This is a genomic window from Actinoplanes sp. NPDC049681, from assembly GCF_044465265.1.
Lineage (GTDB): Bacteria > Actinomycetota > Actinomycetes > Mycobacteriales > Micromonosporaceae > Actinoplanes.
On record NZ_JBITLP010000003.1, the window covers coordinates 89,320 to 113,941 of the forward strand.

Genomic DNA, 24,622 nt, shown 5'->3' on the forward strand with positions numbered 1-24,622 from the left:
GTGAAAGCGGTGAGGGGCAGCTACCTCAGGCTGCTGCGGCGGCCAGGCGCAGCGCTTTGGACGCGGTGGTCTCCATCCGGTAGGCAGCGTCGGCGTCGTCGATGCTGCGGGCGACGGAGGTGACGGCCTGCATGATGCCGCCGGCGCTCAGGTCGGCGCCGGCGATGAAGTGCGCGAGGATGGCGTCCTGCTGGTCCTGGGTGTAGTGCAGCTGCCGCGAGACAATATTGATCGTGGTCTCCGGCTTGCGGATCGTGACTCCGGCGGCGCGTTCCAGGTCGGCGACCGCGCGGGCGACGAAGTCGACGTTGAGGTAGTTGCGGATCGTGTCGACGGTCTGTGACGTGATCAGTGCCAGCAGGGCCTTCATCGTCTCCGCTGACGGGTCGACGATGCCGTCGTCGTCAGTGATGCGGGCACCGACGTGGGTACGTCCGACGGTGCCGCGTTCGACGGTCTGCCCGTTGGTGCACACCTCGATGCGCAGCCACGGCGCCAGCGAGTAGCGGCCGTAGCCGGTCTCGGAGTTCTTCAGCAGGAACCCGCCGGAGATGATCGGCAGGTCGCTGCCACGGCGCCCGTCGAACGGGCTGCGATAGTTGCGCAGCAGCTCCGGGGCCATGACCTGCACTTCGGGTGACACGAACCGCACGTACATGCGACGGTCGGTCAGGTCGCAGGACGCGATGTTCACCGCAACGCCGGCCTTCTCGATGCCCTTGATCGCGGCCATCAGGACGTCGAGGTTGTCGATGCGCAGGTACCGGTCGGACAAGAAGGCCCGGGCGGTGCCCTCACCGCTGCCGATGCTACGGCGCAGGCAGCGCACCAGGAACCGGCGGTCGTCGCGCTCCAGCCAGCTGTTGATGTTGTCGTCCATTAACGGCACGTTCTCGCGCGCCATCCGGCGTAGGTAGTCGACAGGGATGGAGAGCTTCGCGCCGACTCCACCCAAGGCCACGTCGGAGAGCCCGAATGTGCCCGTGGCTAGATCTACGCCTGTCGAGGTGAGTAGCGGTGCGGTGCGCGGGATGATCAGGTTGCCGTTGTCCGCGTGTAAGGTCGCGGCGCCGGCGATGACGTCGACCGACCGGTCGTGCTGATCGCGGAGCCTGGTGATCAGAGTGTTCATGCCGATGTGGCGATTGGGTGCTACGGCGAGCGTCGGTTGAGCCATCTGGATGGGCCTTCCGTGCAAGGCCGCCACCGGCAACGGTGACGGCCGGCGGGTACGCCCGCCGCAGGCCGTGGTCGGCGGGGGCGGGCGCGTGCTGGCCCGCGGTGCCGGGGCCGTGCCCGGCCGGCCGGAGCGGCAAGGCGGCCAGGACGAGGAGATCTCTGGCCGAAGGCCAAGATGTTCTCGGACCGCCTTGCGCCCGGTGCCGGGTCGGCCATCGTGCCCCGGCCAGCACCGCCGCCCCTGCCGGCAATCGGACCGGGAATCGTGGACTGCCGAGGAAGCGGTGATCAACTCGAAGGTCGAGGGGTTTGCGGACAGGGGGCGTGTTCGTTCTGCCGTGGAGTGGTGAGCCAGCTGGTGGTATCGCCTGCGTTACATCGCCCGCCTTGCAGTTCGCTCTCGGGTGCCGCCGCCTCAGGACGGGCGTGGCGCTGATTCGCCGAGACTCCAGGTAGCGCCGACACGGGCCGGGTATCGACCGGTGCTCGCGCGGTGGCCCGGAAACCACGGTGGTGACTGTTCGTCGGTCCGCGCGCGGCGGCGCAGCACGCGGCTCGGGCGACGTGCGGTACCTGCCGGACAGTCGATGTAGCGCTCCGACAACAGGCGGACGAAGTCGACGTCCGAAGCGAAGGCGACGTACTCCCCGTTCACGACGGTGCCGCCGAGCCGGTCGCAGCACGACACGGACACCGGGTACCAGCCGGTCACGGCGTAGGTGACGACGTGGCCGCAGGACAGGTCAAGCTCGAATACGCAGCGCCGGTGCTGCTCGCGGGGGCCAGCCGGCGGTGGGGTGTTAGCCGTCGCGTGGTCGGCGTCGTGGCAGGGCCGGCAGATCGGCCCGAGGTTGGTGTCGTAGCCGGCGTCGCAGGTCTCGCACACGATCCGCAGGCAGCTGCGGCATTCGCCGGAAGCGGTGGTGCCCAGGTCAGCGTTGCAGAATCCGCATGAGCCGGTCAGGCAGGTCGTGGTGTGCTGCCCCAAACGGTGGCGGTGGCACGGATGCTCAGTCATGGCGGCCTGTGCCGGCAACGGCGGAACCGTGGTCGTCTCGAGGCGGTAGCGCGTGGTTCGCGGCGGGTACCGGGCGCGGCCGGGCATGGCGGAGAACGCGGGGGCCGGTCATGATGCGTTCCCGGTGAGGTCGGCTGCGGTGCGCAGGAACTCGCGGTACGCGTGGTCGGCGATGTCGACGACCACGGCGAGCACCTTGCGTGGCAGATCGTCGGCGTCACGGAATGCTTTTGGGATCAGCTGACCGGAGGCCACGGTGATCTGGTCATTGATGGTGACCATGACCAAGAAACCGCCGTCGCGGCAGTCACCGCTGACGGTCGCCTCGATATCGACAGCGGTGACCGGTGCCGCGACGAGCAAGATCTGCTGTTCGCAGCAGTGGTCGATGAAGGTCGCGACGTCCGTGCCGAAGTCACGACCGGCGGGGTTCATCAGCGTGAACAGCGCCGGCATCTCATCAGGGTCAGCGGCGTTGGCCACGAGCTGATCCAGCCGGGCCAGATCAGCCCAGACGGCAAGTCCAGCATTATCCGAGCGCACCGTCCGGTTTCCGGCGCGCCGCCGTGCAAGCGCTGCGCGGACAAGGTCTCTGAGGAACATGCGTTGCTCCTAAGCATCAGTTAGGGCGCCCACCGCATAGATGAGCGCCCCGACGGGCGGATAGAAGGGTGGAGCCGTCGGCTTCACCAGGGCGGAGGAAATGTGGGCTCAGTTCGTGTGTCGCCGCGGGTTGTAGAGCTCGATGGCGGTGTCGACGGCATCCGGGTCGGGGAGGCCGGCATCGCGCAGGTCATTGACCGTCCACGCGAGCCGCAGCACCCGGCCGTAGGCCTGCACGCTCAGTTGGCCGGCATCGAGCAGCCGCCGCAGAGTCTCCGTGGCCGGCGAGGGGGTACGGAACGCCGGTCGTCTCAAGACGTCCTTCGTGACTTCCGCATTGTGGAGAAGCTCGTCCGGCCCGAAAACGGCCACGTGCGGCACGCTTCCGGCGATACGGCAGCTAGTTCGTCGCGCGTACGTCACGGGCTTGCCGACGAGGTGCCGGCGGCTGGGGGTAGGTCATGCCCGGCTCGAACAACGTGACCATGCCGCGCTGCTTGGCCTGGTAGAGCGCGATGTCGGCGTCGGTCAAAGCGTCCGACCACGAGGTGGTCGTTGCCGCGTAGGCGATCCCCCCGCTGCCGCGAACCTGCACCGACCCGGTGCGACTGTCGGCGATGATGGCGGCCACCGCTTGCGTCGCGATCTGCAGCGCCTTCGATGCGGTGCAGTCGGCCAGGATCAGCGCGAATTCGTCCCCACCGAGCCGGCCCGCCCACCCGTGGTGCCGTGACGCGAGTTCGGCCAGGCGCGCGCCGAGCGCGCTGAGCACCCGGTCACCAGTGGGATGTCCATGTTCGTCATTCACGGCCTTGAAGGTGTCGAGATCCACGACGATCACGAAACGTCCATGGTCGTTGCTCGCGGCGTACGCCTGCTCGAGCCCGTCTCGGCTCAATACGCCCGTGAGCCGGTCGTTCCAGACACGCTCGGCGAGCGCGTCGTTCTGTCGGCGAAGGTGGCGGATGGTGGGCGTCGCGCCGAGCCGGCCGGCGAGCGCGCCGCCCACCGCCGCTGCGGCAAGGCCGGCAACCAGGGTCTTACGCATGAAGAAAGGTCCCTTCATGGTTGAGCCGTCTACGTGGAGCCGACCAAGGGGCCGAGCACGTTGGATGGCAGAGACACAGGCGCCAAGCGGTGATTGCCTTAGCCTGACTGCTTGCGGGCAACGGCGATCACGCCCGCGGAGGCGGATATGACCGCCGCCCGCGTCACTGCGGCTGCACCTCGAGGTCGACGAGGCGACGAGCGCGTGCTGGCGCCGCAGGCCGAGGCACGGCCCGGAGCAGGCGGCCAGGCATCAGGAACGAGAAGATCTCTGGCCGAAGGCCAAGATGTTCTCGGACCGCCTTGCGCCCGCTCCGGGCCGTGCCATCGTGCCTGGCCAGCGCCGCCGTCCGCCTCCAGCGGCCCCGGCCGCCACGGTGCGCGCTGCTGTCACGGCGGCGCTCACCGGTCATCGATAATTGCTTCGCGCCGCGCAGCCTAGGCTGCGGTCTCCGTGGCCTGCCACGCGCTGAACCGACGGCCGGCAAGTCGCTTCAGGAACGTCGGCGGGATACCGGTGATGTCCCGCGCAGGCCCGCGACCGGCTGCTGGTTTGAGGGGCGCCGACGATGCTTCACGAGATCTTCCCAGGGGTCAACCGGTCGCGGCACGGCATGCAATGTGACAGCGGATGCCTCCGGCGGGTCGGCAGCCGCCGGCTCTGGTGTACCGACCGGATCGGATGGCGGGGATATCCGTAGGTCGGGTGGGGGTCCGCTGATCGACGCTGGAGGTAGGAGCGTCTCGATGGTGCGGGGCCGCCCGGCGCGGCCTCGTCCCTGGGCTCGCAGGGTGACGGTGTGCTGGCGCAGCCGGCCTCGTCCCTGGCCGAGCCCGCTCCAGCGTCCGTCCAGCCGTTCGATGGCGAGGTCGCAGCCGTTCCACGCGGTGGTGGGCAGCAGCACGCATCCCTTCTGCCGGGCCCTGCTCATCAGGGCCCGGGTGACAGTGTCCGATGTTTGAGCCGGTGCGGCGACGACGACCAGGTCCACGCCGTCGATGAGGGCGCTGACGACGGTTGGCCAGTCGGGGCCCGGCTCGGGTATTAACGCCAACCGCTGCAGCGGGATGGTGAAGTCCTGCCCGGCGGCCAAGGCGCCGAAAGCAGGCAGGCCCACGACGGCCGCCCAGGCGCCCTGCGTCATTCCTGCCATCAGCAAGGTCATCACCAGCGATGTCGAGCCGACCGCGGCCACGGTGGCGCCTCGGCGAATCCCGGACGGCCAAGGAAGCAGCGGGGCGAGTTCGGGAACAATCGGCAGGATGCGCGTGGCGTCCAGTGCGGTGAGTGCCGCATCGTCGGCAGTGCGTACGAGGTCGCGGGCCAATGCCGTGTTCTCGCGGTGCAGCCCGGTGGCGTTGATCTCGTTCAGGACACGCCGGACGTCGTCGACGCCGTCGATGCGGCCGGACTCACGCCACCCGGAGCGGTCGGTAGAGACATGATGACCGGTCACGGCTGTTCCCCTCCAGGCTGTTCGCGCCGCGAGGGGAAGGACGCGGCTGGCTTGACACGAGGCTGACTTCGCAGGATCAACGACGTTCGAACGCATGTTCTAGTGCATCAGCTTAGCGGGACCTGCGCACCGGTCGCGCCGAAACCATGCCGCGGGGGGTCGAGACGTTTGAGCCCCTGTCGTGCCAACTGGGCCCGCCTGAGTTGCTTGGGCGTCTTCTCGTCGTCGGCGAAATCGACTTTTCCGCAGGTCAACGCCCCGTTGGGCTCGTTACCGTCGGAGGTCGTCGGGTGGGAGGATCGTGATGCTGCGCTGGCCGGTGGAGCCGATGCGAGCGGCCGGCGTCGCCGAGCTGCCTGCCTCAGCTGCGGCGCTGGCCCGGTTCGAACCGAAGTGGGATGGCTTCCGCGGACTCGCCTGGATCGGTCAGGACGGCGTGCGATTGCAGTCGCGTCACGGCCGCGATTTGAGCCGATTCTTCCCCGAATTGTGCGCTGTGCTGGCTGATGAGCTGTCACCGGGGGTGATCCTCGACGGTGAACTGGTCATCTGGGATCACGCTCGAGGGCGAACCTCGTTCTCGCTGTTGCAGCAGCGCTTCACCGCCGGGCGCCGTATCGGGGCCGTGGTGGCGCAGCATCCGGCCCATTTCGTGGCTTTCGACGTGCTGCGCGACGGGCGCGGCCGGGAATTGCTCGATCAACCGTTGGAGGCACGGCGGCGTCGGCTGCAGCGTTTGCTGGCCTCGGCGTGCCCGCAGCTGACCTTATGCCCGCAGACCGGCGAGGAGAAGATCGCACGGTCTTGGCTGGCGGACTGGTCGTCCTCCGGTATCGAGGGGCTGTTGGTCAAGCCCTCGCACAGCGGATATGACGTCGGCAAGGCCGGCTGGATCAAGATCAAGGCGCGGCACACCGAGGAATACGTGGTCGCCGGAGTGACCGGCAGCATCGAGCAACCGCACTCGCTGCTGCTTGGCCGATTCGACGAATGCGGGGTGCTGCGCTTCCTCGGCCAGACACACCGCGCGCGTGCCGACCAGCGGCGCGAGCTGGCCGGACTGCGGCCGATGTCGTTTCGCGGCGACGGCTCCGGGCACCCATGGCCCTGCCCGCTGCCGGCAGGCTGGACAGTTGACCTGGCCGCGCGTCAAGCGCTGCCGTACCTGCCAGTCGAGCCGATGCTGGTCGTCGAGGTCGAGGCTGACATCGCCCGCGACGGCCCGTTTGCTCGCCTGCGGCACCGCTGCCGGTTCCTGCGCAGTCGGCCAGACCTGCGCGCCGACGACGTCGCCCGAATCCGGTACGAGGCGCCCGTCGCGGTATGAGGTGGGTGGCAAGGCGTGGCCGGCTGTGGCGGCCGTCAATAGCCCAGCTAGGGCCCGATAGCTCGGCTGATCGCGGTGATGCACCTAGAGCGTGTTTGAGAATGGCGGCGTTACGGGAGGGAATGCGGTGCGTACCGAGTGGTGCGGCTTAACGGGGAGCGCTGTGCGTTACTCCGGCCTGTCCACCGTCAAGGTCGATCACGGTCTGCCGATGCTGGTCAGTCCACGTAAAACCGAACGGATCCATGCTGACCCGGGCTGACCCATCCCAGCGGAGCCCCTTGCACCCCCGTACCAGGTCATCACCCTGGTAGGCGGCATCGAAGTGTTCGCTGCGAACAATCAGCTCGCCAGCAGCGGTGACAACCTCCACGTGGACGTGGCCGAGTCCGTCGTCGGAGATGCTGGCCACGGCGCGAGCCCGGTGTCGCCGATCCGGCGCCGACTTCCACGGGCCTTCCGACCAGTAGCGAAGACCCCTCGCCTCGACGTGGTGTAAAGCGCCGGTGAGCACGACCGGATCCCAGCCAAGCGCCTGGGCCAGCTCCAAGACCCCGTAGTGCACGATGCGCAAGCTCAGCCGGCGCGCTTGGTCGGTGGGCAGCTCAGCGAAACCGACCGGCACTTTGACCCATCCATTCTCCTGAGAGCCGGAAAACCGGGCGCTGACTTCCACCATGTCCGCGAGCGGAGCGTCCAGCGCCGGCCGCGGACGAGGCGCCGCGTACGGGTCGGCGTTCAGTCGCATGATTGACGCCCTTGCGACCAGCGCCAGGCCCGGCAGCGCTTGGCTGTACGCCTCGCAGATGCCCCTACTGATCCGGGCGAAGGCGTCCACGTCGGGGTCGTCGTCCCAGGGCCGATCCGCAAAGCCGGTGTCCGGCCACACATGTACCTGGCGGAACTTCGGCATGCATGCACTTTAAGGGGCAATTCGCCTGGCTTGAACCACCCTCGTCGGCGGGTCATCCAGCGCCTAGTCGTCCCAAACACGCCCTTACATCGGGGCGGTGCCCCCGTCGGCGAGCCACGAGACACCCGCGATGACGAGGACCCTACGGACCTGTCCGTGTGCACCGGTCACCGAAAACGCGGTGTTGGTGGCCGCGGCGGCCTTGTAGCCGGTGATCAGTGCGCCAATGGCGGAGGAGTCGATAAAGTGCACGCCGCTGAGATCGACGTGGATGGCGCTGGTGCCGGCCGGATCGGCTTCGGCGAGTACGAGGCTGGTCAGCTCGTTGACGCAGCTGAGGTCCAGCTCGCCGCGCAGCGACATGGTGCAGGTGCCGCCGCTGCGATACTCGACGTGCTGCCAGATCGGTGTGATGGTCTCTCGCCTCTTTCATGCTGACGGGAGTCACGATGCGCCTGCAGCGGTGCCGGCAGGTGGCACGCCGGTCAGGAGAGCTGTTTCTATCGGTAAGGCGGCGGGGCCCTGGCTGCGCTGTTCCGACGTTGCGGGCCATTGGAATCCTCGGGTGGTCCAGCGGTCGATAGCTCGACCTAGCAGGGATTCAGTTGACGTCTTGCCTTCTTTCCTCCTTCGCAGCGTGGCCTGATGCGGGGTGCGTGGGCAGGCACGAGGGAGTGAAGTGTCGTGTCAGCAAGCGGCGCGGATGAGGTGGGCGGCGTCGAGGACGTCGTCAACGACGGCGTCTCGAGGTGTGGGTCGCACTGAGCCCAGCGACCGTAGCCGGTGCGTACCAGGATGGCGCGGGCGTCGCGGCGTTCCCGAGAGTTGCCCACCCCGGCCTCTGCACATTTGGTGTCCCTGGATCTGCACCGGAGCCCGTACGCCGACAGCTGTCAGCGACGTCGGCGGTGGTGCTGTCGATGACGTGCTTCGGTTCCACGATCGGTGTCGCGTTCAGTCTGGGTGTTCCGCTCCCTGGATCGGCGATCCACTTCGCTGGGCGGATCTGACCACGTTGGTCAGCGCGTCGAGATGCGAGCAGTGTTCGATTACTTGCCTATCGATGTCATCGAGGGGTCCGTATCCCATGAGGAATGCATGTTCGAGGTCGGGGCGGCGGATCCAGGTGCGGGTGGCGAGGCGGACGAGGTCGCGGGCGGCGAGGTCGTACCGGGCGTGTTCGAAGTCGATTGCGCCGATGCTGATGCTCGTCGGGTTGCCTCCGCCCATGCGGTGCTGTTGAGTTCCGGCACACGCTGTTGGTGTATCTGGCGTCGCGCAGAGCAAATTGCGTGGCGTGTAGTCGAGGTGGCAGGGAACGGCCGGGATCGGGCCGAGGTTGGCGAGGGCGTGCAGGTGGGCACGGATCTCGGCTCGCCGTGTGGCTGGAAGCAGGGTCTCCGCGAGGGCGAGCCAGTATTCGCCGCGCTCAGCCAGCCAACATGGCAGATTGGGCTCCGTGCTGGGAGGGCCCGCGGTGTGTAGACGCTGCAACAGTTCCCCGCTTTGCCGGTACGCCTCAGCTTCCAACCCGGGCGTGAGGTGCGAAACTGCGAGCGGTCGACCGGCTAGCGCGCTGATCACGATCGCCGGCGGGTCGTCACTGTATGCAAGGAGCCGCGGTACCAGGTCGCTCAATGCTGGAGCCCAATGGCGGTAGGCGTGGACCTCTTGGCGGTGGCGGTCGGAGCCGCGGTGCACTTTGACGATCACTTCGCCGACGGCGGTTACGGCGCGAAGGACGACGGTGCCGTTGTGGCCAGCGTGGAGGGAGCGCGGCTTGGCGTCTGGGTCGAGCAGGCGCCGGCAGAGGTCGAGCAGCACGGCGGCCTGGTTCATGGCTGTGGGCTGGTGAGGTGACGGGTGTCATTGTGGGCGGCGAGCATCCAGACTCGCCGGTCGAACCGGTTGACGTGCTGTTGCCAGCGCGTGATGCCGGTGTGGTCGGTGACGAACCCGAGTCCGAGTCGGACCTCGGCCGGCAGGCGGTGGATGAGGACGTAAGCGGCCTCGATGGTCTCGCCGTGCGCGGCGATGAGGATGCGCTGTCCAGCGTGCCGGTCGACGATCTGCTGCAAGGCCCCGGTTGCCCGCTGAAGGTATTGGTTCCAGGTCTCGGATCCGGGGGCGTAGGGCTGGTCCGGATTGTGCTGGGGTGGCCCCCCGAACGCTGTCTTGACCTCGTGCCAGGTCCGGCCGTCCGCGTCGCCGTGGTCGGGGCCGCGAAGTGCGTCGAGGATTGTGGCCGTCAGGGATAGGGCTCGGCTGATCATGTCGGCTGTTTCGCGGACGCGGCGGCGTGGTGTGCCGTAGAACGCGTCGAAACATCGTGCAGCGTGTTCGTCGGCGAGGCGCAGAGCAAGTCGTTGCACCTGGTCGCGGCCGCGCGGGCTGAGACCGGTGCAGCCGCGTTCACCGCCAACAATGCCAGTGGCATTGTTGTTGGCTTCGCCGTGCCGCGCGAGGACGAGTTCCGTGGTGACGGCCACGGCGACCTCCTTCAGGGGCGGGCTGTTGGGGTGGGCCAGGGGCGTACGGCGGGCCAGGCGTGCCGGTAGCCGTTGCGGTGCAGGTACCGGGCGGTGAGCACGTGGTGGACCTCTGCGTAGCCGGTGAGCTGCCGGGATGTGCACGAGTCGGCGGGGCCGCCGGTGGTTTCGACGCCGTGGGTGTAGGCGGTCAGCACCGGGTCGATGTGCTGGTGAGGTAGAGCGCCGTAAGTCATGGCGGTAGAGACGACGAGTTTGGCCAGGTCATAGCCGAACGGAGCGAGAGTGAGGTCGTCGAAGTCCACCAGCGCCGGCCCGGACGTGGTGAGCAGGAAGTTGCGCAGGTTGGCGTCCTTGTAGAAGGCCGCCGGCAGGCGACCGGGGGTCACGTCCAGATGCCCGAGAACATGGCGGCGGCCGGTGCAGAAATCCGGGATCATAGTGCCGACTTCGGTGTCGAAGGGCCGGTCTAAGCGTGCGGCGTGCAATTCGCGGGCGAAAGCAGTGCCGTGCAGCCGCCCGAGGGCGGCGGCCAGCTCAGGCAAGTCGGCTGGTTCGGGTAGCCGACCCTCGAGCCGTTCGATCATCAGGTGGGTGGCGGTGCCGGAGTACAGGTGAGGCAGCCGCACGCCGCTGTCGAGTTGCTGCAGCCACCGCAAGTTCGCTTGGGCGGCGGCGCCGCGGGACGGGTCGGTGTAGCGCTTGACGAACACCGCCGGCGTCATGGGCGGGCCGCCACGAGGTAGGTCACCGTGGAGGTTGCCGTGACTGCCGTGTCCGGGAGCTGGTCACCCAGGGCTTTGGCCAGCGCAGCCGGGTCGGCGGTCAATTCAGGGGCGAGCTGGTACTTGGGGCAGGTGGTGACGTACTCGGCGAGGTGGTCAGCGCCGGTGAATCGGAAGCTGTGGTGTTGGTCGATCCGGCGATGCAGCACCAGCCCGGCTTTCGACAGGACGTTCTCCGCGTTGCCGCTGTGGAAGCTTTGGTAGAGGCTCGGTCGCCGGGTTGCCTCGTGGTCCAGGCCGCTGGCGGCAAGGGCGGCATCGATCTCGTGGTAACTGTCGGCCGACTTGGTGGTGACGATGACGGAGCCGCCCGGCGTAAGGATGTCGGCGATCTCGGTGAGCGCTCGCTTAGGGTGCGGTGAGTGGTAGAGGCAGAACGCTGCCACGGCGAGGTCGATGTCGGACATGATCCCGTAGAGCCGGTGGAAATCGGCGGGGATCAGCGTGACCTCGCGCTTCTGGGCGTGTAGCCGGTCGGCGACGACCGCCAGGAGGGCCGGGGACTGATCCACGGCGATGATCGCCGCTGCGGGGTACTGGCGAGCTAGTCGCACGGTGGTAGTGCCTCGTCCGCAGCCGATGTCCGCTACCCGGTTCGGGGATGGGTGGGCGGCTAGCGCCAGCGCCGTGATGGTGGCGGCAGCATCCGCGCCGGTGATCTTCGCTCGGTGCAGGGCGCTGGTGCGCTGAGCGAGCCGGTCAGCAACGGCGTAGAGGGCGCCATGGATGAGGGCCGGATCGGTGAAGGGGGCGCTCGGGGTGGACAAGGTCGCCTCCACAAGTCGTAGGGGTCAGGTCACGCTGGTGGTGTCGATCTGCTTGAGGAACTGGTTGGCGCGCCGGCGGCTGGTGAAGCGCAGGTAGCGCACGTGTTGGCCGTGCTCGGTCAGCAGGGCATTGACTCGTGGTCGCATGCTGCGGCGGTAGCCGAGGATGTATTTGACAAAGGACCAGGTGATGCGGTCGTAGACGCCGTCGGCGTGCTGGCCACCTCGGTATCGCCAGCGACGTTGGGCGATGCCCCAGAGACAGGTGCGGGCGGGCAGGTCGAGGAAGATCACCGTATCGGCGCGAGATAGCCGGATCGGCAGGGTGGAGGCGTAGTTGCCTTCGATGATCCACCGGTCGGCCGCGACCAGTTCGTGCTGTAGAGCGGCGAACTTGTCCTGCGGTAAGGCATTCCAGCCTTCGTCGTAATACAGGGCGTCGAGGTTGGTGACGCTCAGCCCGAGCCGGTCGGCGAGGCTGCGGGCGAGGACGGTCTTTCCGGAGCCGCCGCAGCCGATGATGGCGATTCTGTCCATGGGCGGCGACGGTAGTCCGCGCGCAACGCGGGTGGGTGGAGGCAAGCCGGGCATCAGCTGACCGGGCGACCGGATAGGCGGGACAGCTGCCAATCGATGACCTCGAGTTGCCGGGACAGCCGGAACAGGTCCAACCGTCGCAGGCAGGCACTCAGTAGTTCGACGTGCCGGCTCGTGCCCACGATGGCAGACAGCTCGGTGATCTTTCGGGCGGCGTCGGCGCCACCGCTGACGTGCAGCTCGGATGGCGTGAATCGGCCCGCATCACGAATCGTGTCGGGGGTCAGCGGCAGGCAGCCGGCCAGGACCGCTTCGAACAGGCGTTGCGTCATGTGCCCTACCTGCGCGTATCGGTCAGGTAGAAGCAGGATCGTGGTCACCGAACCGCGGTACAGGGATTCCACCTCAGCGAACCGGATCCGGCCGCGGAAAGTGACCGCGGGCCATCGGCTTGTATGGGTCCATTTGCCGGCGACCAGGTGCTGGTGCACGGCAGCGGCGGGGACGAGGTACCGGTCGAAGGCGGCGTCGCGGTCGTACTGATTACCGATGTAGATCAACGGTAGGTCCCGAGACCGGGCAGCCAGCGCGCGAGGGTCGGCACGGTCGAGGACGGTGTCGCTGACGGGGAACAGCAGTGTCGTGGCGCGGGGCGTGGGGTGCAGCGCCGGTTCACACACCGACACGTGCGCGGTATGGCGCAGTGGATCGTGGGCCGGCACTTGTCGGTCTTTGTCCCACAGCAGCGTCGGGACGCCGGTGTCGGTGTAGTGGCGGAGGATTTGTTGTTGGCGGTGCAGGTCGCAGGTGTGCCCTAGCGTGCCGCATTCGGTGGTGTTACGGCCCGGGATGGGCCATCGCCACTCCAGGAACAGGACATCGATCTCAGGCAGTCCGTGATCCCACCGGTAGGTGCCGGTCAGGTCGACTCCGGCCTCGTCGAGGTCGCGGTTGGCCTGAAGGAACACCACCTCGTGGCCGCGTTCGCGCAGGCCGTCGATGAGGACGCGGCGGTGACTGCGTCCTCCGTCGGGGGTGTCGGTAATGCCGTCGCCGAGAAAGCCCCAGAAGCTATAGCCGATCAGCATTTGGCCACCCACCAGTCTTCCAGCAGCAGCGCGTCCAGTCCGCTGTGGGTCAGGCAGTCCAAGGCCATGTCGGGGGTGCCGCAGATCGGTTTGCCCTTGACGTTGAGCGAGGTGTTGATCAGGACGGGGTGACCGGTGATGGCGGCGAACTCGGTCAGTACCTCGGCCAGGAACGGATTCGCCTCGGGCGTGACGGTCTGGACTCGGGCGGTGCCGTTGACGTGCACGATCGCCGGCATCCCTTGACGGGTCAAGTCGGTCACGCCCGAGGCGATGGACATGTACGGGGCCGGCTGAGGCAGCGTGAAGTAGTCCGCTGCCGCCGCACCGAGGACGACCGGCGCGAATGGGCGGAACGGCTCGCGGAACTTCACCGTGGCGTTGAGGCGTTCCACTACGTCGGGTAGCAGGGGCGAGGCGAGAATCGATCGGTTGCCGAGCGCGCGGGGCCCTGCTTCCAGGCTGCCGTGGAACAGGCCCACCGTGAGCCCTTCAGCGAGCTGGATTGCCAGGTGCTTCGCCGATCCGGAGAGCCGGTGGGCGCTCAGCCCCGGGCGGGGATGTTCGGGCAGCCTGAGGTGGGGATAGTCGGGGCCGAGGTAGCAGCGGCCGGCGACTTCGCTGGCAAGGTGGCGGGTGGTGTCGAGGCTGGCCGACAGTGCGGCGCCGATCGCGGTGCCGGAGTCTCCAGGGGCCGGCGGCACGTGCACCTCGTCGAAGATCCCGGCTTCGACGATCTTGCCGACGGCGACGCAGTTCGCGGCGACCCCGCCGCCGAGGCACAGCAGCCGCAGGCCGGTCACGTCGCGGGCGCGGCGGGCGAGGTGCACCATGACCTGCTCGGTGCGTTCCTGCAGCGCGGCGGCCAAGTCCGCGTGCACCTGGTCCACAGCGGCGGCCGGGTCCCGGGGAAAGCAGGTGGCGGCGGTGAAGTCGGCGCTGACGCGGGCGTACCCGGAAGTGAGCACTCGCAGCGGGAACCAGCGCGGGTCGAGGCCGAATCCGCGATCGGTGAGCGGGATGGCCTCACGCATCAGGCTTCGGAAACGGGCTGGGTCGCCCAGCGCCGCGAGCGCCATGACGGTGCCTTCTTCATCGCCGCGGCGCCAGCCGAGGTGTTCGGTGACCGCCCCGTAGGCATAGCCGAGCGAGGCAGGATCCAGGATGTCTTCGGCAAAGGTGACCCGGCAGCCCCCGCCGCCGAGCCGCAAACCGCTGCCGATGGTCGTGGTCTGCACCTCGCCGAGACTGTCGACCACCAGCAGCGCGGCGGCGTCGTAGCCGCTGGAGGCGAAGGCGTACAGACCATGGCCGCGGTGGTGCAGCACCGGCGCCACCCGGGCGCGCGGGAACCGCGTCCGCAGCTGGGCTGTGCGCGTGAGGAACCGGTCATGGACCTTGCGGAAGCTGTCCGCCCGCGGCTGCGCCCGGTCCCGCGTCACAGCCGTGTGCGCGTAGGTGCCGGTGGCGGAAAGGGCGTCGAGGTAGCGGCGGCCGTCGAAGTTGTACGCCACCACGTTGACCGCCGTGGAGTCCAAACCGGCGCTGTCGAGCAGCCATGCCACAGCTTGTTCTGGGAAGGCGGCGGTGTGCTTGTCGCCGGTGAGGCGTTCCTCCTCGGCGAAACCGACCAGCTGGTTGTCGACCAGCAGTGCCGCGGCGGAGTCGTGCGTGAACGAGCACAGGCCGAGCACCACCTTGGCGCCGGTCATCGTGCACCTCCCGCCGCCGCGGCGGCCAGCTCGGCCGGACGCGCGAGGTGGACGTACCAGCCGCGCAGTGCCGCTCCTAGGTCACCGGCGATCTCGGCTGCCAGGGCTCTCGCGGTGGGCCGGTCCCCGGCGACCCACCGGCGGTAGCTGGCCAGGACGACCGCCATGTCATGCCATGGAGAATCGGCGCCCGGGCGCAGGCTGCCGGTCACCACCGCCGTCAGGAAGTCGGTGAACTCGTCGGGCGGCGCGGCCAGTGCCGCCATCGTCGGGGATGGTGTGACCACGGTGGCGGCTACGTCGGCGGCGGCCTGGAAGTGTTGCGCGTACAGGTGCAGCGAGTCGACATGATGGTGATAGGTACCGAGCTCTACACCGAGCCACCCAGCCATGAGCTCCTGCAGCATGGTGGCGGTGAACAGGTCATAGGGCAGGCCGAGCCACACGTCGTTACTGCGCATGGTGGTGTGCATGTCCAGCCGGCCGCGCCGGACGAAGAACCGGTAGTTCAGCGTGCAGGGCACATCGCGGTGCCCGAGGGTGTCGCGTTGCGGGTCGTAGAGCTGGATGACGGCCTGACGGCTGTCCGGGTCTGCTGCCAGGAGCCGGCGGACGTGGTCGAGCTGGTCGACCGTGCCCTGCCACCGCCGCATCCGCGGCCCGTACGCCCCTTGCAGCCGCCCGTGGTCGGTGTATCGATGCAGCGACCGGTTGTAGGTGAAGATCCACGGGTCGTCGGAGCCGGACAGGATCCACAACGCCTCGGCCACTGCGAACGCCGGGTTCAGCACCCGTGCCGCCGGCACGGCGATGAATCGGCGTCGCGGTTCGGTCAGCGTGAGATGCGCACCGAGCACCTCTGTGGTCGCCATGCCCCGCGGCGCTGCACGATGACCTTGCGCGAGTACTTCACGGCACACCGCCGCATACAGGTCGTTCGCCGAGTCGGCTGTCAGGACGAGCATGCCGGCGCCTCTTGGTCCTCGTTGGTCGCTAGCGGTGGCGCATAGGCGCGTAGCAACTCAGGGGGAAGCTGACGCAGCCACTGCGCTTGTCGCGTCATCCCGGCACGCAGGTCGGTGCGCGGCCGATAGTCGAGGAGGATGCGGGCGAGCGTGGGATCGGCGGCGGTCGCCGGTACGTCGCCGGCCTGTGCGGGGACGGCGGTCAACGGGACCGGATTGCCCGTGACTTCCCGCGCCATGCCGATGACCTCGATCATGGAGACGCTGGAGCCACCACCGACGTTGACCACCGCGGCTGGTACGTCGACGCGGGCCGCTGCCAGGGTGGCCTTAACGACGTCATCGACGTAGGTGAACTCTCGCCGCTGGGTGCCGTCGCCGAAGATCGTGTACTGCTGCCCGGTCAGGGCCGCCGTCAGAATCCGACCGATCGCCATGTCCGGTCTCTGCCTGGGCCCGTACACGGTGAAGTACCGAAGGGCTGTCACCGACAGCCCGCTGTCCGGTCGTTTCGCGTAGGCCAGGCAAAGTTGTTCCCCGGCGAGTTTGGTTACTCCATACGGTGACATCGGCTGCGTCGGGTCGTTTTCACCGCTCGCCGCGTTGACCTGGCCGTACACGCTGGAGGAGGAGGCGTAGACAAGCTTGGGTACGTCCGCCTTGGTACACGCGCTGAGCAGTCGCTGGGTGGCGACGACGTTGGCTGCGACGTAGCGCTCGAACCCAGTCCATGAGGACCGTACGCCAGGAACCGCCGCTAGGTGAAACACGCATTCGGCGCCGCTCACCAATGTGTCCAGATCTGTGCGGCATAGATCGCCCTCCACCCACGAGAAGCGTGGGTGAGCGCGCACGTCGTGCAGATTGACTCGGGCGACCGTATCTGTCGCTGGGCTACGGCGATCAACGCCAACGACTTCGAAATCGTGGTCAAGAAGGCTCTGAACCAGGTGGGAGCCGATGAAACCTGCCGCACCGGTTACCACAACCCTTGATCCTTGGGCGGAGATGCTGGTCATGGATTCGGCTGCCTTTCCCTGCAAATAAATCGGTGGTCGGGGTCAGGGGCGGTCATGGCTGGGGAGCCTTTCTGGAGGTGGAGTCCACGGGCGCACTCGAGCGCGCCCACCGGTTCGTCGTCGTCGCCGAAGGCGCGTTCGGCGGGTTGCACGATCCCCCGCCCGCGTCTGGGTGTCGGTGTGGCTGGGCATCGCGGTCATGGCGCGGTGCCGGGTTTGCGGCCGACACCGGCGTACGCCGCTACGTGCCATTTGAGAGGCGGTGTGCTGCTTGGATCGGGTCGCCATTGGCTAGCGACAACAAGGCCTGGTGCGACGAGGTCGAGGCCGTCGAAGAAGCGTTCCACCTGCTGGTGAGTGCGGCTGGTGAAGTCGCCGCGGCCAGGAATGTCACCACTGATGAGAGCTTCGGCGGTGTCCGGTGGCAGGAGTTCGAGGCTGGCGTGTGAGAGCACGAGGTAGCTGCCCGGAGGGAGCCGGTCCAGCAGGGTCGTCACGACGCGGTAGGGGTCGTCGTGTTCGGTGAGGAAGTGCAGGACGGCGACGAGCAGCAACGCGACCGGTTCAGTGAGGTCCAGGGAGGTCTTCAGGACGGGGTCGTCGAGGATGCTTCCCGGATGTCTGAGATCGGCATCGATGTACTCGGTGCGGCCCAGCGGTTGGCTGGTGAGCAGCGCGCGGGCGTGCGTGAGGACGATGGGGTCGTTGTCGACGTAGACGACACGCGAGTCGGGGGCGTGGTGTTGGGCGACTTCGTGGGTGTTGTCGGCGGTTGGTATACCGGTGCCGATGTCGAGGAACTGGCGGATGCCGGCCTCGGTGACCAGCCAGCGCACCGCGCGTTGCAGGAAACGGCGGTTCTCGATCGCGGCAGTGCGGATCTGCGGGAAGATTCTTTCGATGGCGTCGGCGGAGCAACGGTCGGCTTCGAAGTTGTCCTTGCCGCCGAGCCAGTAGTTATAGCGGCGCGCGGAATGCGCGACATCGATGTTGAGACCGCGTGCTGGCGACTCGGGGGACATGGAGACGACCTTTCCGGATTAAGGGATGGGTGGTGTGCCGCTCACTCGCGCCTCGCTCACCGCCGGGCGAGCGGCACACCGTTGGCGGGGCCGTCCGCACGGGGGTTGCGGACCGGACCCGGAATGGTCGGCGCCAGGGATCAGCGCCGAGGCGCGGGCGCGGGCGGATCGGCCACCGGACTCTTCTTACTTATGCGCTACACGGGGTCAGATCCGCTGATGTCGGTCAGAATGCTGCGGTGGCGAGTTCGCCGATGGTGTGGCGGACGGTGCGGGCCAGGTACGGCATGACCGTCAATGCCGAGCGCTTCCCAGCACGTTTCGGCACATGGTCGGTGATGGTCAGCAGGATGGGGCCAGCTTCGGTGGCGTTGAACGGCATGAGCAGTTTGTGGTGCAGGTTCAGCGCCCAGGTCAGGGCGCAGAGAATGTCGGTGTTCAGGTCGTCGGCGGGGCCGTCGGAGTAGACCAGCCGGCGGTTGAACTGCCCCCGAGTCCACGAGGCCAGGCTCGGGTCGACGAGTTCGTAGCGGGCCGAGCGGAAGGTGCGGCGTTGCGCCACGAGGATGTCCGCGGCGACCATCGCGGCGACGGTGCGTTCGTGCAGCCGCTGGAAGGGGTTGCGCGGGTCCTCGGGTAGGTCCGGGCGGGCGGCGTGCAGTACGTCTTGCAGGCTCGCGGCCGGGGTGACGTCCAGCGCGGCGAGGATGTCGGCGGTGATCGGATCGTCGGCGGCCTCAGTTCCACCTTCGACGTAGATCTTGCCGTCCTGGATGGTGAGCCAGCGGTGCAGCATCAGGTCGGTCAAGACAGCTGCGGCCAGCCCGATGGCCAGGGCGCGTACCTCGATCAGGGGGCGTAGGTCGCGGTGGTCGTGGGCGAGCAGCCACAGTTGTTCGCGCATGCTGGTCAGCTGCCGGACCGTCATCATGACGCCTCCGTGATCGCGCGGAGCCGCTGGTGGGTGCCTCGGTAGGGTTGCGCCCCGTCGAGGAGGCGCTTGTCGATGGCGGCGGCAATGGTGTAGTCGGTGTCGACGACGTTGCCGATATGCGCCCGCCCGGCCTGCGACAGCAGTTGGTAGGCGTCCAGCTGGTCAAGGCCGGTCAGGTCGGTGACCAGGCCGATCAGGTCGGCGTGGGCCGCCCGGTAGGCGTCCTCGAGGGGCCTCGCGACCCCAATCGACATCACCTGCGTGTCGGTCTCCAGGCGCGGCCATGCTGTGCTGACACTCGAGATCACGTCGACCACGAGTACGACGTCCATCGGGATCTCCACCGCGACCCCGCACAGTTCCCCGTCGCCTTGGCGGGCGTGGCCGTCACCGATCGCCAGGTGGGCGCCGTCGGCGTTGACCGGCAGGTAGAGCGTCGTGCCGGCCTGCAGCAGCGGGGAGTCGAGGTTGCCGCCGTGCGGCCCGCAGACGATCGACGCCCGAACTTCGCCGGCTGCTGGGGCGACACCGACGGTGCCGAGCATCGGCGTCAGCGGCAGGTCCACGCTGTAGTCGCTGCTGCGGGCGGCGTATCGCACCGTGCGCCGGTCATGGTCAACGGTGTACTGCCACACCCGCTCCTCCAGCGGCGGGTGCAGCATCGCCGTGGTGTGTGTGCCGGTCAGCGCCCCGAAGTGCGGGAACGTGGAAGAGAAGCCGATCGTGCTGGCCGGGGTGAGGCTGATCAGGTGCAGGGCGAGGGTGTCGCCGGGCCTAGCGCCGTCGACGTGAAACGGGCCGGTGACCGGGTTCAGGTATGGGAACTCGCAGACCTGGCTGGGCAGGTCGTCGACGGTGCGGACCTTGCCCGCGAAGCAGTCCCACGTGCGCACCCGCACCGGGACACCCGGTGTCAGGGTGGCGATGGGTTCGCGGCCACCGAAGGTGTAACCGACCGTGTCGGCGGTCGCGTCGATAAACACCCGCTCAGACATGGCGGGTCACCAGACCAGTCCTGGTGCTGTCATCCTCGCTGGAGGTGTCGCCGTCGAGACCGGACAAGTGCGGGCGACGCCCGGTCGCGATCAGCATGAGCAGGATCAGCACGCCGAGCGTGAGCCAGGCCAGGCCGACGCGCTGGGCAAGGATGTTCGCGTGGACGATGATCCCGACCAGGATCGTCACACCCAGTACGGGCAGGATCCACTGGCGTAGCGCCGGCCCGGCGGCGGGGCCGAGCTTGCGGCGGCGGGCCAGTACGGACAGGTGGACCACGATGAACGACAGCAGGGCGCCGAAGTTGACCAGGCTGGCCAGCAGCGTGATCCCGTCCGAGCGCGACGCCATATAGAGGCCCAGGGCGAGGGACACGGCGGCGGTGAGCAGGATGCCGTTGGTCGGCACCGACCGGGTCACGGACACCTTCGTCAGAAACGCCGGCAGTTGCCGGTCCCGGGCCATCGCGTACAGCAGCCGGCTGGTGGCGACCTGGGCGACCATGTTGTTCGCCAACCCCCAAGCCAGCGCTGTAGCGAGGGCGGTGAGGGTGGCCAGCCACGGCCCGGCCGCGACGCGTGCGGTGTCGAAGAACGCCGTACCAGCCGGATCGCCGTCCGCGATCAGGGTGGCCGGGTCCTCAACCAATAGGGCGGCGAGGAAGGTCTGCGCGATGAACACCAGACCGGTGACCCCCAGCGCAGCGATCATCGCGCGGCTGACCTGCTTCGCGCCGCCCTTCGCGTCTTCAACGAGGGTGGACAGGGCGTCAAAGCCGAGGAACGACAGGGTCGCCACCGATGCGGGAGTCGCCAGGACACCGAGCTGGAACTGGCCGCTGGTGTAGATCGGCTCCCACGAGAATCCCCGTCCGCGGCCCATCGCCAGCGCGACGACCGCCGCGACGACATAGATGGCGAGGATGATCAGCTGCCCGGCAAGGAAGATGTTGTTCGACAACCGGGTGGACTTGATGCCGAGCAGGTTCACGCCGGCGTTGACGCAGACGAAGATGACAATCCACGCCCAGACCGGCACCGCGGTCAGGATCGAGTTCATCGCCATCGCCGCGATCAGCGACAACAGTCCCGGAACGAGGACGTAGTCGAGCAGGATCGTCCAGCCCGCGAGGAACCCTACCCAAGGTGCGATGGCCCGCCCCGCGTAGGTGTAGACCGAACCGGCCATCGGGTAGGCCTGCGCCATCACCCCGTACGACGACGCCGTGACCATCATCGCGACCATCCCGATGAGATACGCCAGGGCGACCATGCCGGCGGAGGCTTGGAACACCGAGCCGAAGATGCCCATCGGGGCAATCACGACCATGTAGATCAGCCCGTACACCACCAGATGGCCGAACCGCAGCGTGCGTCTGAGCTCCTGGCGATATCCGAACCGTTCCAGGCTCGCCGTGCCGTCCAGGGTCTGCGCAGCCATCAGCGTGGGGCCTTTCTCTGCGAGGGGGAGAAGATTGGGGTGGGAATGAAATAGGGATTGGCATCGCGTGCCAGCGGGCGAGCCACGGTGCCAATCGGTCAGTTAGCTACGTGAGCCTGATCCTGCACAGAGACTTTCAACTCGGGCGTGTGCGCGACCCGACCGCAGCCGAGACACCAGGTACTCGCTCTCTTCGCCAAAACGAATCCACCGACGACGCCGGCCAAGAAGGCGGCAAAGACAACGGCGATGATCATCGGAACTCCTCCCGTCCCTGTCCTGGGGCGACTCAACGACAGTCAGGCGGCGTGATCCGATGTCCTCGGGGCCTGCCTTCAGTGAATGACAATGCTGATGTGCGGGCCGACGAGGAACCCGATCGGCCGATCAGCTTGACCCGTCGGCCCCTGATCGGCTGGACCGATCAGTTCCGCCGATGAAGTGCAATCTCGAGGGTCCCTCTGCGGACATCCAGCGCTATCCTCCGGATTACTCACAGCGGAGAGCGGGGGTGTTCATGAACGTCCAGCCAGGCTTCGAGGGCCCTGTCGACCCGACGGTATGGCGGGAGCGCCCCATGCGGCTAGCGTTGGCTCGCCGTGATCTTGGCGCTGTCTTTCGCCTTCTGAGCCGACGTGGCGTCACGCAACGTCAGATGGCAGCCCTGACGGGGCAGGCCCAGTCTGAGATCAGCGAGATTCTCGGCGGACGACAGGTCATGGCCTACGAGCTTCTCACTCGCATCGCAGACGGACTTGGCATTCCGCACGGCTACCTCGGGCTCAGCTATGACCCCGAGACGTCTGCAATCCTTGCCGCAGCAGCCGGCGGGTGCCCCGAGAGCGATGACGTCGACACAACACGCGAACTGATCGCCCACGCCGCGCAGGTCACGATGGGCGCTGCTCGGTTCGACGTAGAGCACTGGTCGTCTCTTGTGCCGCAGGAACAGACCCCAGGGCGGCGGCGAATTGACACCGTAGACGTGGAGCAGCTGGAGGGCATCACGGAGGTCCTGCGGGCGTTGGATGCCCGCAACGGCGGCGGATCATGCCGAGATGCGGTGCTTGCGCAGGTAGCCTGGGCCCAACGGGGACTTCTCGGGGCGGAGTGCGCTGACGACGTTGACCGCCGCCGCCATCTTGCGATTGCTGACCTTCACAATCTCGCCGGCTGGGTCAGTTTCGACATCGGTCTCTACTCTTCAGCAAATCGCCACTACCAGCGCGCGCTGGAACAGGCGAGCCATGCGAAAGACGCTTCGCTGGTCGCCAACATCCTGTATCGCATGGGACGGCTTCACCTGCACCTGGTCGATACGGTGCCGTCGGCAGTGCGGGCAACGCAGGCACGGCTAGCGCTAAAGCTGTTTCAGCTCGGGCAGATCGCCGCCCAGGAGTCCGGCTGTGAAGTAACGGTCGCCATGCTCTGCACCAATGAAGCTGCTGCGTACGCCGCGCTGGGCGACGAGCGGCAGACGCTGCGGTCCCTTGGCCGCGCCCAGGACGAGTTCGCCCGCGGCGACCTTGCGACCGCAGCGAAGTGGGTGCGCTTCTTCGGCGTTGCGGATCTCAACGCCACTACTGGCGTCGCTCATGCCGCCTTGGCCGATCACCTGCCGGACCGCCGTCGAGACGCCATCGAAGCCCTGACCAGAAGTCTCGCTAGCCGGGGCGCGGACGCCGCAAGAAGCCAGGCCTTCGAGCTCACGGCCTTGTCGAGCGTGCACCTTCTCGATGGAAACTTCGGCCACGGCGCGGCGCTGGGTGATCAAGCTGTGGCACTCGCCGAGCGTATTCGATCGACGCGAGTCGTGGACCGGCTGCTGCCGCTGCAACGCTTGGCGCGACGCTACGCAGGCAACTCCGACTGCCGGGAGCTCAGCACTCGGATCGCGGGACTGCGCGCCGCATGACTACCGTCAGTCGCATGGCCGATGGCACCCTCAGTCCAGCCCGACTCAGCACCGTGCTTGCGGAGGTCTGCGCCGCAACAGGCATCGACCCCAACGACGCTGAATTGATCAAATTCACCAACAACGCAGTCTTCCGGCTGCCCCGCGCGGGGGCAGTGGTGCGGATAGCGGGGTCGGCGGCGGTCGAGAACCGCGTACCGAAGGTCATCCAAGTGGCGACGTGGCTCGCCGAACACGACGTTCCCGCAGTAAGGCTCCTCCCCGGTGCCACGCAGCCGGTGACAGTAGCCGGGCAGCTGGCGACAGTGTGGGAACTTGTGCCGTCAGTGGGGCCTGCACCCACTGGAACCGACATGGCGCGACTCTTGAAGCTTTGGCACGGACTACCGGAGCCGAAGTTCACTCTTCCGACGTGGAAGCCACTCGACTCGATCAGGGCCCGGCTCGCCGATCCAGATCTACTACCGGCCAACGAGCATTCATTCTTGACTCGGCGCGCTGAGGAGATCGAAGCGGAACTCGCTCACGTGCAATTCGTCCTTCCTCAAGGCCCGATCTGGGGCGATGCCTTCCTCGGCAACCTGATTCCAGGGCTGTCCGGTCCAGTCTTGTGTGACTTTGACGGCTCCGCGTACGGTCCGCGGGAGTGGGACCTGACGCCAATCGCCGTTGGAGCAGTTCGCTTCAGCTATCCCAAGGATGATCATGCTTTGCTCGCCAAAGCGTACGACTTCGACGTCATGACCTGGAACGGCTTCCCGGTTCTCCGCCGTCTTCGAGAGCTTCAGCTGGTCACAAGCGTTATTCCGGTACTCCGGAGCAACCCTGGCCTGCATGAACAGTGGCGGCACAGGTTCGAGTCGCTTAGGAGCGGCGACCGATCCCGCTGGACTCCGTACGCGTAGCCGCGCCGCTGGAGAATCGAGCCGACTCTTCGTCCGTGGTGCTGTTCCTGATCGCCGTTGCGGAATTCGTCGGGAGGTTTGCCGGACACCGCAGGACGGGTGAAAGGCCGGCGGCGTGATGCCGCCGGCGTCACCCGGCATCTCCGCTGCGGTCGATGCAACTCCGGGCAGCGGCCTGGTGCTCGGCCAAACCGTTCCTCGGAGACCTCGTACAATGCCGCTGCGGCCGCCGGCGTGAGTCGCGTTCAGTCCAGTGATTCGGCTGGCTCGCCGGTGTCCGTGAGGCCGAACGCCCGGATTAGTTCTGCGCCGCTCGGGTCGCCGACCCGCTCCCGCAGAGGGATGAGGAGCGACACGGCTAAGGGGTTACCGTGTTCGGCGGCTTGCCGGTACAGCTGTTCGGCGCCGCTCGGGTCGCCGGCCTGCTCCCGCATCTCGGCGAGCCTGACGAGGGCGTTGGTGTTGCCGTGTTCGGCGGCTTGCCGGTACAGCTGTTCGGCGCTG

The 24,622-nt window shown here is 67.6% G+C and carries 25 protein-coding genes; 3 read left to right on the forward strand and 22 right to left on the reverse strand.

The window, feature by feature from the left end; all coding sequences use genetic code 11:
• Nucleotides 1-25: 25 nt before the first annotated feature.
• The 6 genes from ACIBO8_RS10250 to ACIBO8_RS10275 all read right to left on the reverse strand — a co-directional run bounded on the left by ACIBO8_RS10250 (nt 26) and on the right by ACIBO8_RS10275 (nt 5,400).
• Entirely contained in the window at nt 26-1,132 is a 1,107-nt protein-coding gene (locus tag ACIBO8_RS10250; RefSeq protein WP_396114840.1) for a DUF932 domain-containing protein, read from the reverse strand.
• 462 nt (nt 1,133-1,594) lie between these two features.
• Nucleotides 1,595-2,197, reverse strand: coding sequence for a hypothetical protein (locus ACIBO8_RS10255; RefSeq protein WP_396114841.1), 603 nt, complete (start codon nt 2,195-2,197; stop codon nt 1,595-1,597).
• Between the two features lie 108 nt (nt 2,198-2,305).
• Nucleotides 2,306-2,800 carry a hypothetical protein gene (locus ACIBO8_RS10260; RefSeq protein ID WP_396114842.1) on the reverse strand — a complete coding sequence of 165 codons (495 nt, stop codon included), beginning with the start codon at nt 2,798-2,800 and terminating at the stop codon, nt 2,306-2,308.
• A 108-nt stretch (nt 2,801-2,908) separates the two neighbouring features.
• A complete protein-coding gene (locus ACIBO8_RS10265) occupies nt 2,909-3,181 on the reverse strand; it encodes a hypothetical protein (RefSeq protein WP_396114843.1) in 273 nt (90 codons plus the stop codon).
• A 19-nt stretch (nt 3,182-3,200) separates the two neighbouring features.
• The gene (locus tag ACIBO8_RS10270) at nt 3,201-3,848 is read right to left on the reverse strand and encodes a GGDEF domain-containing protein (protein ID WP_396114844.1); all 648 of its coding nucleotides are present in this window, start codon (nt 3,846-3,848) and stop codon (nt 3,201-3,203) included.
• A gap of 493 nt (nt 3,849-4,341) precedes the next feature.
• Nucleotides 4,342-5,400 carry a hypothetical protein gene (locus tag ACIBO8_RS10275; protein ID WP_396114845.1) on the reverse strand — a complete coding sequence of 353 codons (1,059 nt, stop codon included), beginning with the start codon at nt 5,398-5,400 and terminating at the stop codon, nt 4,342-4,344.
• Nucleotides 5,401-5,608: 208 nt separating this feature from the next.
• Between ACIBO8_RS10275 and ACIBO8_RS10280 the strand changes: the two genes are divergently transcribed.
• Complete coding sequence (locus ACIBO8_RS10280; protein WP_396115604.1) at nt 5,609-6,631, forward strand: ATP-dependent DNA ligase; 1,023 nt, start codon at nt 5,609-5,611, stop codon at nt 6,629-6,631.
• Nucleotides 6,632-6,779: 148 nt separating this feature from the next.
• On the opposite strand, the gene ACIBO8_RS10285 is transcribed toward ACIBO8_RS10280, so the two are convergent.
• The 15 genes from ACIBO8_RS10285 to ACIBO8_RS10355 form a co-directional block, all read right to left on the reverse strand.
• The gene (locus tag ACIBO8_RS10285) at nt 6,780-7,544 is read right to left on the reverse strand and encodes a hypothetical protein (protein WP_396114846.1); all 765 of its coding nucleotides are present in this window, start codon (nt 7,542-7,544) and stop codon (nt 6,780-6,782) included.
• A gap of 84 nt (nt 7,545-7,628) precedes the next feature.
• On the reverse strand, nt 7,629-7,958 hold the full coding sequence (locus ACIBO8_RS10290) for an STAS domain-containing protein (protein ID WP_396115605.1): 330 nt from the start codon (nt 7,956-7,958) through the stop codon (nt 7,629-7,631).
• A 540-nt stretch (nt 7,959-8,498) separates the two neighbouring features.
• Nucleotides 8,499-9,383: an aminoglycoside phosphotransferase family protein gene (locus tag ACIBO8_RS10295; RefSeq protein WP_396114847.1), complete on the reverse strand. Its 885-nt coding sequence runs from the start codon at nt 9,381-9,383 to the stop codon at nt 8,499-8,501.
• On the reverse strand, nt 9,380-10,033 hold the full coding sequence (locus ACIBO8_RS10300) for a histidine phosphatase family protein (RefSeq protein ID WP_396114848.1): 654 nt from the start codon (nt 10,031-10,033) through the stop codon (nt 9,380-9,382). The genes ACIBO8_RS10295 and ACIBO8_RS10300 overlap by 4 nt, the downstream gene beginning before the upstream one ends.
• A gap of 11 nt (nt 10,034-10,044) precedes the next feature.
• Nucleotides 10,045-10,758 (reverse strand): phosphotransferase, encoded by a 714-nt coding sequence (locus ACIBO8_RS10305; protein WP_396114849.1) that lies wholly within the window; start codon nt 10,756-10,758, stop codon nt 10,045-10,047.
• Nucleotides 10,755-11,585 carry a class I SAM-dependent methyltransferase gene (locus ACIBO8_RS10310; protein WP_396114850.1) on the reverse strand — a complete coding sequence of 277 codons (831 nt, stop codon included), beginning with the start codon at nt 11,583-11,585 and terminating at the stop codon, nt 10,755-10,757. Before ACIBO8_RS10310 ends, ACIBO8_RS10305 begins: the two co-directional genes overlap by 4 nt.
• A gap of 24 nt (nt 11,586-11,609) precedes the next feature.
• On the reverse strand, nt 11,610-12,122 hold the full coding sequence (locus tag ACIBO8_RS10315) for a topology modulation protein (protein ID WP_396114851.1): 513 nt from the start codon (nt 12,120-12,122) through the stop codon (nt 11,610-11,612).
• Between the two features lie 53 nt (nt 12,123-12,175).
• Nucleotides 12,176-13,210: a hypothetical protein gene (locus ACIBO8_RS10320; RefSeq protein WP_396114852.1), complete on the reverse strand. Its 1,035-nt coding sequence runs from the start codon at nt 13,208-13,210 to the stop codon at nt 12,176-12,178.
• Complete coding sequence (locus ACIBO8_RS10325) at nt 13,204-14,922, reverse strand: carbamoyltransferase (RefSeq protein WP_396114853.1); 1,719 nt, start codon at nt 14,920-14,922, stop codon at nt 13,204-13,206. The genes ACIBO8_RS10320 and ACIBO8_RS10325 overlap by 7 nt, the downstream gene beginning before the upstream one ends.
• Nucleotides 14,919-15,794 (reverse strand): thymidylate synthase, encoded by an 876-nt coding sequence (locus ACIBO8_RS10330; protein ID WP_396114854.1) that lies wholly within the window; start codon nt 15,792-15,794, stop codon nt 14,919-14,921. The genes ACIBO8_RS10325 and ACIBO8_RS10330 overlap by 4 nt, the downstream gene beginning before the upstream one ends.
• An 80-nt stretch (nt 15,795-15,874) precedes the next feature.
• A complete protein-coding gene (locus ACIBO8_RS10335) occupies nt 15,875-16,906 on the reverse strand; it encodes an NAD-dependent epimerase/dehydratase family protein (protein ID WP_396114855.1) in 1,032 nt (343 codons plus the stop codon).
• 197 nt (nt 16,907-17,103) lie between these two features.
• Nucleotides 17,104-17,928, reverse strand: coding sequence for an SAM-dependent methyltransferase (locus ACIBO8_RS10340; protein ID WP_396114856.1), 825 nt, complete (start codon nt 17,926-17,928; stop codon nt 17,104-17,106).
• A 226-nt stretch (nt 17,929-18,154) separates the two neighbouring features.
• The gene (locus tag ACIBO8_RS10345) at nt 18,155-18,859 is read right to left on the reverse strand and encodes a GPP34 family phosphoprotein (RefSeq protein WP_396114857.1); all 705 of its coding nucleotides are present in this window, start codon (nt 18,857-18,859) and stop codon (nt 18,155-18,157) included.
• Nucleotides 18,856-19,857, reverse strand: coding sequence for an acetamidase/formamidase family protein (locus tag ACIBO8_RS10350; protein ID WP_396114858.1), 1,002 nt, complete (start codon nt 19,855-19,857; stop codon nt 18,856-18,858). Before ACIBO8_RS10350 ends, ACIBO8_RS10345 begins: the two co-directional genes overlap by 4 nt.
• Nucleotides 19,850-21,298 (reverse strand): APC family permease, encoded by a 1,449-nt coding sequence (locus ACIBO8_RS10355; RefSeq protein ID WP_396114859.1) that lies wholly within the window; start codon nt 21,296-21,298, stop codon nt 19,850-19,852. The genes ACIBO8_RS10350 and ACIBO8_RS10355 overlap by 8 nt, the downstream gene beginning before the upstream one ends.
• A 577-nt stretch (nt 21,299-21,875) precedes the next feature.
• On the opposite strand from ACIBO8_RS10355, the gene ACIBO8_RS10360 reads away from it, so the two are divergent.
• Entirely contained in the window at nt 21,876-23,213 is a 1,338-nt protein-coding gene (locus ACIBO8_RS10360; RefSeq protein WP_396115606.1) for a helix-turn-helix domain-containing protein, read from the forward strand.
• A gap of 14 nt (nt 23,214-23,227) precedes the next feature.
• Nucleotides 23,228-24,118, forward strand: coding sequence for a phosphotransferase enzyme family protein (locus ACIBO8_RS10365; protein ID WP_396114860.1), 891 nt, complete (start codon nt 23,228-23,230; stop codon nt 24,116-24,118).
• A 245-nt stretch (nt 24,119-24,363) separates the two neighbouring features.
• Here ACIBO8_RS10365 and ACIBO8_RS10370 read toward each other — a convergent pair.
• Nucleotides 24,364-24,622: hypothetical protein (locus tag ACIBO8_RS10370; RefSeq protein WP_396114861.1), on the reverse strand; the 259-nt coding region annotated here is incomplete at its 5' end.

Bases quoted from the DNA above. Each gene is read 5' to 3' on its own strand.
- ACIBO8_RS10285 (WP_396114846.1), bottom strand. From the start codon at position 7,544: ATGCCGAAGTTCCGCCAGGTACATGTGTGGCCGGACACCGGCTTTGCG.
- ACIBO8_RS10355 (WP_396114859.1), bottom strand. From the start codon at position 21,298: ATGGCTGCGCAGACCCTGGACGGCACGGCGAGCCTGGAACGGTTCGGA.
- ACIBO8_RS10360 (WP_396115606.1), top strand. From the start codon at position 21,876: ATGCGGCTAGCGTTGGCTCGCCGTGATCTTGGCGCTGTCTTTCGCCTT.
- ACIBO8_RS10315 (WP_396114851.1), bottom strand. From the start codon at position 12,122: ATGGACAGAATCGCCATCATCGGCTGCGGCGGCTCCGGAAAGACCGTC.
- ACIBO8_RS10255 (WP_396114841.1), bottom strand. From the start codon at position 2,197: ATGACTGAGCATCCGTGCCACCGCCACCGTTTGGGGCAGCACACCACG.
- ACIBO8_RS10250 (WP_396114840.1), bottom strand. From the start codon at position 1,132: ATGAACACTCTGATCACCAGGCTCCGCGATCAGCACGACCGGTCGGTC.
- ACIBO8_RS10345 (WP_396114857.1), bottom strand. From the start codon at position 18,859: ATGATGACGGTCCGGCAGCTGACCAGCATGCGCGAACAACTGTGGCTG.
- ACIBO8_RS10260 (WP_396114842.1), bottom strand. From the start codon at position 2,800: ATGTTCCTCAGAGACCTTGTCCGCGCAGCGCTTGCACGGCGGCGCGCC.
- ACIBO8_RS10295 (WP_396114847.1), bottom strand. From the start codon at position 9,383: ATGAACCAGGCCGCCGTGCTGCTCGACCTCTGCCGGCGCCTGCTCGAC.
- ACIBO8_RS10330 (WP_396114854.1), bottom strand. From the start codon at position 15,794: ATGGCGACCACAGAGGTGCTCGGTGCGCATCTCACGCTGACCGAACCG.
- ACIBO8_RS10280 (WP_396115604.1), top strand. From the start codon at position 5,609: ATGCTGCGCTGGCCGGTGGAGCCGATGCGAGCGGCCGGCGTCGCCGAG.
- ACIBO8_RS10335 (WP_396114855.1), bottom strand. From the start codon at position 16,906: ATGACCAGCATCTCCGCCCAAGGATCAAGGGTTGTGGTAACCGGTGCG.
- ACIBO8_RS10270 (WP_396114844.1), bottom strand. From the start codon at position 3,848: ATGCGTAAGACCCTGGTTGCCGGCCTTGCCGCAGCGGCGGTGGGCGGC.
- ACIBO8_RS10320 (WP_396114852.1), bottom strand. From the start codon at position 13,210: ATGCTGATCGGCTATAGCTTCTGGGGCTTTCTCGGCGACGGCATTACC.
- ACIBO8_RS10305 (WP_396114849.1), bottom strand. From the start codon at position 10,758: ATGACGCCGGCGGTGTTCGTCAAGCGCTACACCGACCCGTCCCGCGGC.
- ACIBO8_RS10340 (WP_396114856.1), bottom strand. From the start codon at position 17,928: ATGTCCCCCGAGTCGCCAGCACGCGGTCTCAACATCGATGTCGCGCAT.
- ACIBO8_RS10365 (WP_396114860.1), top strand. From the start codon at position 23,228: ATGGCCGATGGCACCCTCAGTCCAGCCCGACTCAGCACCGTGCTTGCG.
- ACIBO8_RS10350 (WP_396114858.1), bottom strand. From the start codon at position 19,857: ATGTCTGAGCGGGTGTTTATCGACGCGACCGCCGACACGGTCGGTTAC.
- ACIBO8_RS10325 (WP_396114853.1), bottom strand. From the start codon at position 14,922: ATGACCGGCGCCAAGGTGGTGCTCGGCCTGTGCTCGTTCACGCACGAC.
- ACIBO8_RS10275 (WP_396114845.1), bottom strand. From the start codon at position 5,400: ATGCGTTCGAACGTCGTTGATCCTGCGAAGTCAGCCTCGTGTCAAGCC.